Here is an 8,129-nt window from a genome sequence, read left to right as displayed (position 1 = left end):
GACCGCACGTGGGTCAGCTTCATACCGCGCTCGAAATGGCCCGAGGCAAGGCGGACAAAGGCCACGCGGTCGCGGTGCTTGGGGTCCATATTGGCCTGCACCTTGAAGACGAAACCGGCGACGGTCTTTTCCTCGGGGGCGATATTGCGGGGGTCGGCGGACTGAACCTGCGGTTCCGGCCCATAGGTCGCAAGCCCGTTCATCAGCTCTTTCACGCCAAAGCTGTTCATGGCTGACCCGAACCAGATCGGCGTCATCGACCCGTCGAGGACCGATGCGGGATCGAGCGTCGGCAGCAGTTCCTTGGCCATCTCGATCTCTTCAAGGAACTTTTCCAACAGATTCGCCGGCACATGTTCGGCCAGTTTGGGATCGTCCAGCCCGTTGATTTCGATGCTTTCGGCGACCTTGTTGCGGTCGGCGCGGTCCATCAGTTCCAGCCGGTCACCCAGGATATCGTAGCAGCCGATGAATTCACGCCCGACACCGATCGGCCATGACGCAGGGGTCACGTCGATGGCGAGGTTTTCCTGAATCTCGTCGATGATCTCGAAGGTGTCGCGGCTTTCACGGTCCATCTTGTTGCAGAAGGTCAGGATCGGCAGGTCGCGCAGGCGGCAGACCTCGAACAGCTTCTGCGTCTGGCTTTCCACGCCTTTTGCGCCGTCGATCACCATGACGGCGGCGTCAACGGCGGTCAGCGTGCGGTAGGTGTCCTCGGAAAAGTCCGAGTGGCCGGGGGTATCGACCAGATTGTAGCGGTATTTGCCGAAATCGAAGGACATGGCCGAGGCCGAGACCGAAATCCCCCGGTCCTTTTCCATCTGCATGAAGTCCGAGCGCGTCCGCCGCGCCTCGCCCTTGGCGCGCACCTGTCCGGCCATCTGGATGGCACCACCGTAAAGCAGGAACTTTTCGGTCAGCGTGGTTTTGCCCGCATCGGGATGCGAGATGATCGCAAAGGTCCGGCGGCGGGCAATCTCGGGGGGCAGGGCAGGGCGATTTGTCATGGGCGGTGCTTTATGCGCTGGCGCGCGAAAGGGCAATCGGGGCGATGCCTTTAACCAAAGAATAGCGAAGCGGTGATACGCCGGTCCCATGCTCAACGCGCGCGGTGTCTTGGTTGGATCGGTCTTGGCTCTGGCCGCCTGCGGGGGCGGTGGCGGTGGTGGTGGCGGCACCGGCATCGATCCGCGGCTTGCCCGCCTTGACATCTACGAGGCGCAGCGCCTGCGCGTTCTGGGGGACGTCGGTGCCGGTGTCCCGGGGATGCCGCTGACACCCGATGCTGCGGTGCCCAATGCCGGCGAGGCGGCTTTTGCCGGTGCCGCAGCGATCCAGATCGAACAGCCTTCGGGAATTTTGTCGCTGGCGGGGGATGCGGCGCTGACGGTGGCTTTCGGGACCGCGACCGCCAGCGGTGCCGTGACAGATGTCTTTGGCGAAAGGGCGGGTGCGGGGATCGTGGATTATGACGGCAGTCTCAGCCTGTCGGGCGTTGTCGGCGGGGCGGGGTTTGCCTTGGACTACGCAGGCAGTCTGACGGCGGGCGCCGAGGTGCTGACCTTCGACGGGGTGTTGTCCGCCACCTTGCTGGGCAACCCCATCGCGGGGTTTGCAGCACTTGATCTGGCGGCACGCGTGGATCAGTCGGGGGTCCTGCGACCGGCGGCGCTGGTGATCTTTGCGGAAGGCACCGTCACACCGCCCGCGCCCCCGCCTGCACCTGCGCCCTGACCGGCCGAGGCGGCGCGCAGCAGTCTTGCGGCCTCTTCCGGCGGGATCAGGGGGTCGCTGACTTCGTAGTCATGATAGCGCGGCGCGGCGGCAGGCAGGCTGGCACGATCCGGCAGATCGGCGGGGGGGGCGGGGTCCACCAGATGCGATTCAGCCGCGATACCTTCGGCAAAGATGATGTGGTGGTCATCGAAGACCAGTTGATAATAGTCGATGAACCCGCCCTTGCGGCGGATGATCTTCTTGCCGTCCACCAGATGCCGCGCCTTGATCAGCACCTCGGGACGGCCCGCGCCAAGCTGGTCCTGCCGCTGGTAGACGAACAATCTGTGGTCCGGGCGCAGCGCAAGGGGCCCTTCGTTGTTCAGCGCCCCGGCTGCAATCACCACAGGCGCAAAGCTGCCCGTTGCGCGCAACGTGGCCCTGGTGATCCGGCGCACCGGTTGTGGCCCTGCATCGCGGGTCAGGACGATATCGCCCTCGCGCAGGGCCTCGATCGGGCACATGGCGCCGTCGCACAAGGTGATACGGGTTCCCTTGGCGAAAGAGCCGCTTGCCGCTTCGGCAAAGCGTCGGGTCGCCGTGTGGCGCGCGATCCCGACAAGGCGATAGTCGGTCAGCGGCGCAAGGTCACCCAGCGGCATCACATAGATGTCGGCGGCATGATCGTCCTTCACCGCGACAAGTATCAGCGCCTCGTGGGTGTCGCCGTCCGGACCCATCAGCGTGAGGCAGCAATCCAGATGCACGTTCAGCGCCTCTGCCCCCGCGCGATGAAGCCCGCTGTCGGTCGAGACCAGCATCAGCGGTTGCACCTGCCGTCCGCGGATCACCTGAAAGGTATCGTCCAGCACAAGTTCATCGGCAAAAGAGATCGTCTCTCCTTTCATCACGCCATCGGTCGTGAGAATGTCGGAGGCCCTGAAGACATCGATGCGCAGCGGTCGCGATCCCATGCGCATGGGTTATACCTTTGGCGGGGGCAGGTGAAGGGCGCAAAACCGATTTGCCCAATCGGGGCTGCGGTGCTACCTCCCTTCGGCGAAGATAATCTGGACAGGGGATGTGGACGATGGATCTGGGAATCAAGGGCAAGCGCGGGTTGGTCTGCGCCTCATCCAAGGGTCTGGGGCGCGGCTGTGCCGAGGCGCTGGCCGAGGCCGGTGTCGATCTGGTGCTGAACGCACGCGGCGCCGAGGCGCTGGAAGAGACCGCCGCCCACATCCGCGCGACCTATGGGGTTGCGGTGACGACGGTTGCCGCCGATGTCGCGACCGACGACGGGCGGGCAAGATTGCTTGAGGCCGCAGGGCAGGTGGACATTCTGGTCACCAACGCCGGTGGCCCGCCTCCGGGTCTGTGGTCGGACTGGGACCGCGAGGATTTCATCAAGGCGCTGGATGCCAATATGCTGGCCCCCATCGCGCTGATGAAGGCGATGCTGCCGGGCATGATCGATCGCGGCTGGGGCCGCGTGGTCAACATCACCTCGGGTTCGGTCAAGGCACCGATCCCGCAACTGGGTCTGTCGAACGCGGCCCGCGCGGGGCTGACCGGCTATGTGGCGGGAACGGCGCGGCAGGTGGCGCAGCATGGCGTCAACATCAACAACATGCTGCCGGGCATCCATGCCACGGACCGCGCGATCAGCCTCGATACCGGGGTGTCCAAGGCGCAAGGGATCAGCATGGCCGAGGCCAAGGCCCAGCGCGAAGCGACGATCCCGACCCGCCGCTATGGCACCAGGGAAGAATTCGGCGCGATGTGCGCGTTTTTGTGCTCGCAACACGCGGGGTTCATCGTGGGCCAGAACATCGTGCTTGACGGCGGGGCGATCAACGCGACGATCTGACGGCCAAGAGGCGACGGCGGGCAGACCTGCGCTTGCCCCGCCCGCGTGGAGTTGTTAGGTGCTGCATACCTAATTGTTTTCGTCAGGATCACAGGCGCCACATGCAAATCCCGCGACTCGAGGTTTCGCATATCGTCAAGGCATATGGCGGGCGGCGTGTCGTCGATGACGTCAGCCTGCGCGTCATGCCCGGGCAGGTGACCTGTCTTCTGGGTCCGTCGGGATGCGGGAAATCCACCACCTTGCGGATTATCGCAGGCGTCGACCAGCAGGATGAGGGCGCGATCACGGTGGATGGTGCGACCGTCTGCGACGGCGATATCCAGCTGCCGCCCGAAGCGCGCCACATCGGGCTGATGTTTCAGGACTTTGCCCTGTTTCCGCATCTGACCGTGGCGCAGAACGTGGCCTTCGGGCTGAAGGGGCGCAAGGTCACGGACCGGGTGCATGACCTGCTGGGCCGCGTGGGCATGACCCGCCACCTGCACGACTATCCGCATCAGCTGTCGGGGGGCGAACAGCAGCGCGTGGCGCTTGCGCGCGCCTTGGCACCGCAACCGCAGATCATGCTGATGGACGAGCCCTTCTCCGGCCTCGACGACCGCTTGCGCGACGATATCCGCGACGAGACGCTGGCGGTGCTCAAGGACGAGGGGACCGCCGTCCTGCTGGTCACCCACGAACCTGGCGAGGCGATGCGCATGGCCGATGAGATCGCGCTGATGCGGGACGGGCGGATCGTGCAGCGCGGTGCGCCCTACAATATCTACAACGCGCCCGTCGATCTTGCGACCGCAGGGTTCTTCAGCGATATCAATGTGATCCGAGGCAAGGTTCACGGCGCCCTGACCGATACGCCCTTCGGCCAGTTTCTGGCCCCCGGTTTGCCGGACGGGACCGAGGTGGACATCGTGATCCGCCCCCAGCACATCAAGATCGACTTTGATCGTGGCGGGCGCGGCCCCAACCCGACACCCGAAGACGGCACCGCCGCGCGCGGTGTGGTGGAACGCGCGCGGTTCATGGGGGCCTCCAGTCTGGTGGAGTTCCGGATGGATTACGACGGCTCGATCCTGAAGGCCATCGTGCCCTCGGTCTTCCTGCCGAAACCCGCCATGCCGCTCTGGCTGATGATCCGCCGGGACAGGTGTTTCGTGTTTCCGCGCAAAGGTGGAACTGCAGGATGATCACTTTTGAACAGCTGGCCGATGCAAGCGATACCGAAATGATCCGTGGACTAAATGTCAGCGCTTTCCAGTTGGACGATGTTGTCAATCTGATCCTGCAGCGTTCGGAAATTATCCGTGACCAACCGAGGCCGGGCCGAATAGTGGGTGCCTGGTCCGAAGGAGACACTGGTCCTGCCCGCGCCTTGGCCGACCGGATGGGTGACGTACTGGTGCGGCGTGCCGCAGCGGTAATCTGGTTGGAATATCAGGAAATTCGACAGGACCTGCTTCGGGTCGCGCCACAGGGGCTGTCGGATATCGGTTGCGGCTATGCGATGTTCGACCTTTTCGCCTACCGTGATTTCGGTTGTCGACTTTGTCTGATCGATCTTGAGGAAACCGATGCTCGGCATTTTGGCTTTCGAGAGTCAGGGGCGGCCTATGCCAATCTTGCGACCGCGCGCCAGTTCCTGATGGCCAATGATGTCGCGGATAGCGCAATCACCCTGTGCAACCCGAAGCTCAACGACCCTCTGACGACCGATGATGTCGATCTGAGCGTCAGTTTCATCTCATGTGGGTTTCACTATCCAGTGGAAACTTACATGAAATATTTCTCTGCCAAGGTTCGTAAGGGCGGTGCCGTGATCGTGGATTTTCGCCGTCGAAAGGCCCGCGCCGGAACCGAGGCGCTTTCTCGACTCGGCGAGGTTCGGCAATTGACAGAGGCAGCTTACGGCAATGCTCTCAGGATGATGGCCACACGCACGAGCGATGGGGTCGCACCCGTCTAACCCAACCGCCCCGCGCGTCCCCCCCGGCGTTTCGTGATCTGGCCGGCGCGCGCGGGCAGGTCTGCCATGATCGCGCGGCGCGCCTCGGGGGTCATGCGGGACCATGCGCCGATCTCGTCGATCGAGCGCAGGCAGCCGGTGCAAAGGCGGCTTTTGGGTTCGATCACGCAGATCTTGATGCAGGGGCTGTCGATTTCGGCCCGCGACCAGATGTGATCGGTGTTTTCCGGTTTGCTCACAACGTGCCTTTCATATGCGCAAGACGATCCAGCAGTCCTTGCAGGATATACCCTGCGGCGACGTGATCAATCACCTCTGCGCGACGTTTTCGTGTCGTATCCGCCTCGAGGAGCGCCCTTTCGGCGGCCACGGTCGACAAACGCTCGTCCCAGAAGGTGATCGGCAGCGGGGTGAGTCGTTCCAGATTGCGGGCAAAGGCGCGGGTCGACTGGGCGCGCGGGCCTTCGCTGCCGTCCATGTTGATCGGCAGCCCCAGCACAAGGCCGGTGACCATGCGGTGGGTTGTCAGCTCCAGCAGCTTGGCGGCATCAAGCCCGAATTTCTTGCGGCGGATCGTCAGAAGCGGTGTCGCGACCGAGCGCAGCACATCCGACACGGCAACGCCGATCGTTTCGGTTCCCAGATCGAGACCCGCGATGGCGCCGGTTGGGGGGATCGCTTGTGCAAAGGTCTCGGGCGAGGGGCAGATCATTCGGTCAGAACGCCTGCGTCGCGGGCGGCATTGGTGAGGATTTCCATGCCGCGCATCGAGCCTACGAAAACCTGCTGGGCCTCGTCCCAGACGGTCCGCGCGCTGTCGAGATCGCCCAAGACCCCATAGGCGCGGATCAGGCGCGCCCAATCCTGCGCGGGGCCGCCCTCGGTCGCCAGACGGTTGGCAAGACCTGCGACCATGTTGCCGATCATCGCTTGACGGTCTTCGGGCGACATGTCCTGCGCGGCGTTCATATCCTCGAAGGACGGGCCGCGGGTTTCGGGCAGGGCGTATTGGACCCCGGCGCGGAAGGCGGCATCGGGGGCTTGCGCGCGGGCGCTGGCCACGTGGAAATCCATCGGATCGCCGCCTTCGATGATCGCCCGCCACAGGCGCAGCGCGATGTCGGGGCGGTCGGTCTGATTGTAAAGCGCACCCAGATAATAGCGCGCGGCGATATTGCCGTCGTCACGCGAAAGGATGCCGCGGATCAGCTCTTCGGCCTCGGGCGAGACAAGCCCGCCGGCGGCAACCACCTTGAGGTCCAGCAGCCGCTGATAGTCCGAGACCAGCGCCTGATCGCCCCTCAGGGCGATGACGCGTTCCTGTGCGGCGGCGGCGGCGGCGTAGTTGCGCAATTGCGCCTCGTGGAAGGCCAACAGTTCCCATCCTTCAAGGTCGTCGCCACGGGCCGGCACGATCTCGCGCAGTTGCGCGATGGACTCCAGATAGTCCTGTGTCGCATCGACCGGCGGCGGTGTGGGGGCCGCAGCGACGAGTGCCGCCTGCGAGGGGCGGTTTTCGCGCATCCGTTCGCTGGCATCGAGCCGCGCCTGCAGGGGCAGGTCGGGATAGCCGGGCGCGCCGACCACCCAGTAGATGCCGAAGGCCGTGGCAAGGGTCGCGACAGCCAGCACAGCCGAGGTGACCTTCGTGGGCCCGCCCGCACGGTCGCCGGGGCGGTCCTCTTTGGTGGCGGCCAGCAGACGGCGGGCGACCTCGGCCCGGGCGCGCTCGGCCTCTTCGGGTTCGAGCAGGCCGCGTTCCAGATCGCGGTCGATTTCGTCAAGCTGGGCGCGATAGATGGCGATGTCGGGGTTTTCGGCGGCGCCCGCGCGCGCGCGCAGCAACGGGGTCACCATGATCGCGCTGACGGACAGCGCCAAAACCGCACAGACGATCCAGAAAACCATGTCATTTCCGCTCTTGTTCGGGGGTCACATAACGGTCTTGCCGCCCAGAGAAAAGGGCCTGCGACCATAGGGCAGAGGCGCCTGCGACACACATGTCGTAAACAGAAGAACAGACGCCGCTCTGGGCAACCACTTGCGGATCGCGGCGGTCCAGATAAGGGTCAGGTGGGCCCCCGTGCCTGCCGTCAGGGATTCTGTCATGCCGATGAAACGATATTCTGCCTTTGCCATCGCCCGCGAAGCGATGCGCAACCACACTGGCTGGGACCGCGCCTGGGCGAAGGCCGAGCCGAAAAAGAGATACGATGTGATCATCGTGGGCGCGGGCGGGCATGGCCTTGCGACGGCCTATTACCTTGGCAAGACCTTCGGCATCACCAATGTGGCGGTGCTGGAAAAAGGCTGGCTGGGCGGTGGCAACACGGGCCGGAACACGACGATCATCCGCTCGAACTATCTGCAGGACCCATCGGCCGCGATCTACGAAAAGTCGCGCTCTCTTTACGAAACGATGAGCCAGGACCTGAATTACAACGTCATGTTTTCGCCCCGCGGGGTGATCATGCTGGCCCAGACCCAGCACGAGGTGCGCGGCTACAAGCGCACGGCCCATGCCAATGCCCTGCAAGGGGTCAAGACCGAGTGGATCGAGCCCGCGCGGGTCAAGGA

The 8,129-nt window shown here is 64.3% G+C and carries 10 protein-coding genes; 5 read left to right on the top strand and 5 right to left on the bottom strand.

Annotated elements, in window-relative coordinates; genetic code table 11:
• Positions 1–1,010 (bottom strand): peptide chain release factor 3 (locus V7N12_RS12795; protein WP_333715004.1); only part of this gene is annotated, 1,010 nt, incomplete at its 3' end.
• Between the two features lie 88 nt (positions 1,011–1,098).
• On the opposite strand from V7N12_RS12795, the gene V7N12_RS12790 reads away from it, so the two are divergent.
• Complete coding sequence (locus tag V7N12_RS12790; RefSeq protein ID WP_333715002.1) at positions 1,099–1,737, top strand: hypothetical protein; 639 nt, start codon at positions 1,099–1,101, stop codon at positions 1,735–1,737.
• Here the strand turns inward: V7N12_RS12790 and V7N12_RS12785 are convergent.
• Positions 1,647–2,699, bottom strand: a complete 1,053-nt coding sequence (locus V7N12_RS12785) for a Hint domain-containing protein (protein WP_333715001.1) — start codon at positions 2,697–2,699, stop codon at positions 1,647–1,649. The genes V7N12_RS12790 and V7N12_RS12785 overlap by 91 nt on opposite strands.
• A gap of 110 nt (positions 2,700–2,809) precedes the next feature.
• On the opposite strand from V7N12_RS12785, the gene V7N12_RS12780 reads away from it, so the two are divergent.
• From V7N12_RS12780 to V7N12_RS12770, 3 genes are all read left to right on the top strand, one after another.
• Positions 2,810–3,589: an SDR family oxidoreductase gene (locus V7N12_RS12780; protein WP_333715000.1), complete on the top strand. Its 780-nt coding sequence runs from the start codon at positions 2,810–2,812 to the stop codon at positions 3,587–3,589.
• A 101-nt stretch (positions 3,590–3,690) separates the two neighbouring features.
• Positions 3,691–4,776 (top strand): ABC transporter ATP-binding protein, encoded by a 1,086-nt coding sequence (locus V7N12_RS12775; protein ID WP_333714999.1) that lies wholly within the window; start codon positions 3,691–3,693, stop codon positions 4,774–4,776.
• Positions 4,773–5,552: a class I SAM-dependent methyltransferase gene (locus tag V7N12_RS12770; protein ID WP_333714997.1), complete on the top strand. Its 780-nt coding sequence runs from the start codon at positions 4,773–4,775 to the stop codon at positions 5,550–5,552. Before V7N12_RS12775 ends, V7N12_RS12770 begins: the two co-directional genes overlap by 4 nt.
• Here V7N12_RS12770 and V7N12_RS12765 read toward each other — a convergent pair.
• Genes V7N12_RS12765 through ccmI form a run of 3 tightly spaced genes read right to left on the bottom strand, consistent with a single transcriptional unit; the run spans position 5,549 to position 7,460 of the window.
• Positions 5,549–5,791, bottom strand: coding sequence for a DUF1289 domain-containing protein (locus V7N12_RS12765; RefSeq protein WP_333714995.1), 243 nt, complete (start codon positions 5,789–5,791; stop codon positions 5,549–5,551). The two genes, V7N12_RS12770 and V7N12_RS12765, sit on opposite strands and share 4 nt — an antisense overlap.
• Entirely contained in the window at positions 5,788–6,264 is a 477-nt protein-coding gene (gene ruvX / locus V7N12_RS12760; RefSeq protein ID WP_333714994.1) for a Holliday junction resolvase RuvX, read from the bottom strand. Before ruvX ends, V7N12_RS12765 begins: the two co-directional genes overlap by 4 nt.
• On the bottom strand, positions 6,261–7,460 hold the full coding sequence (ccmI, locus tag V7N12_RS12755; protein ID WP_333714992.1) for a c-type cytochrome biogenesis protein CcmI: 1,200 nt from the start codon (positions 7,458–7,460) through the stop codon (positions 6,261–6,263). The genes ruvX and ccmI overlap by 4 nt, the downstream gene beginning before the upstream one ends.
• Before the next feature lie 205 nt (positions 7,461–7,665).
• On the opposite strand from ccmI, the gene V7N12_RS12750 reads away from it, so the two are divergent.
• On the top strand, positions 7,666–8,129 hold a 464-nt coding region (locus tag V7N12_RS12750; RefSeq protein ID WP_333715006.1), incomplete at its 3' end, for an FAD-dependent oxidoreductase.

The organism is Yoonia sp., from assembly GCF_036770585.1.
Taxonomy (GTDB): domain Bacteria; phylum Pseudomonadota; class Alphaproteobacteria; order Rhodobacterales; family Rhodobacteraceae; genus Yoonia.
Note: the sequence above shows the minus strand (reverse complement) of the source record. Positions and strands in the feature narration are given on the sequence as shown.

Bases quoted from the DNA above. Each gene is read 5' to 3' on its own strand.
- V7N12_RS12790 (WP_333715002.1), top strand. From the start codon at position 1,099: ATGCTCAACGCGCGCGGTGTCTTGGTTGGATCGGTCTTGGCTCTGGCC.
- V7N12_RS12785 (WP_333715001.1), bottom strand. From the start codon at position 2,699: ATGCGCATGGGATCGCGACCGCTGCGCATCGATGTCTTCAGGGCCTCC.
- V7N12_RS12780 (WP_333715000.1), top strand. From the start codon at position 2,810: ATGGATCTGGGAATCAAGGGCAAGCGCGGGTTGGTCTGCGCCTCATCC.
- V7N12_RS12775 (WP_333714999.1), top strand. From the start codon at position 3,691: ATGCAAATCCCGCGACTCGAGGTTTCGCATATCGTCAAGGCATATGGC.
- V7N12_RS12770 (WP_333714997.1), top strand. From the start codon at position 4,773: ATGATCACTTTTGAACAGCTGGCCGATGCAAGCGATACCGAAATGATC.
- ruvX (WP_333714994.1), bottom strand. From the start codon at position 6,264: ATGATCTGCCCCTCGCCCGAGACCTTTGCACAAGCGATCCCCCCAACC.
- ccmI (WP_333714992.1), bottom strand. From the start codon at position 7,460: ATGGTTTTCTGGATCGTCTGTGCGGTTTTGGCGCTGTCCGTCAGCGCG.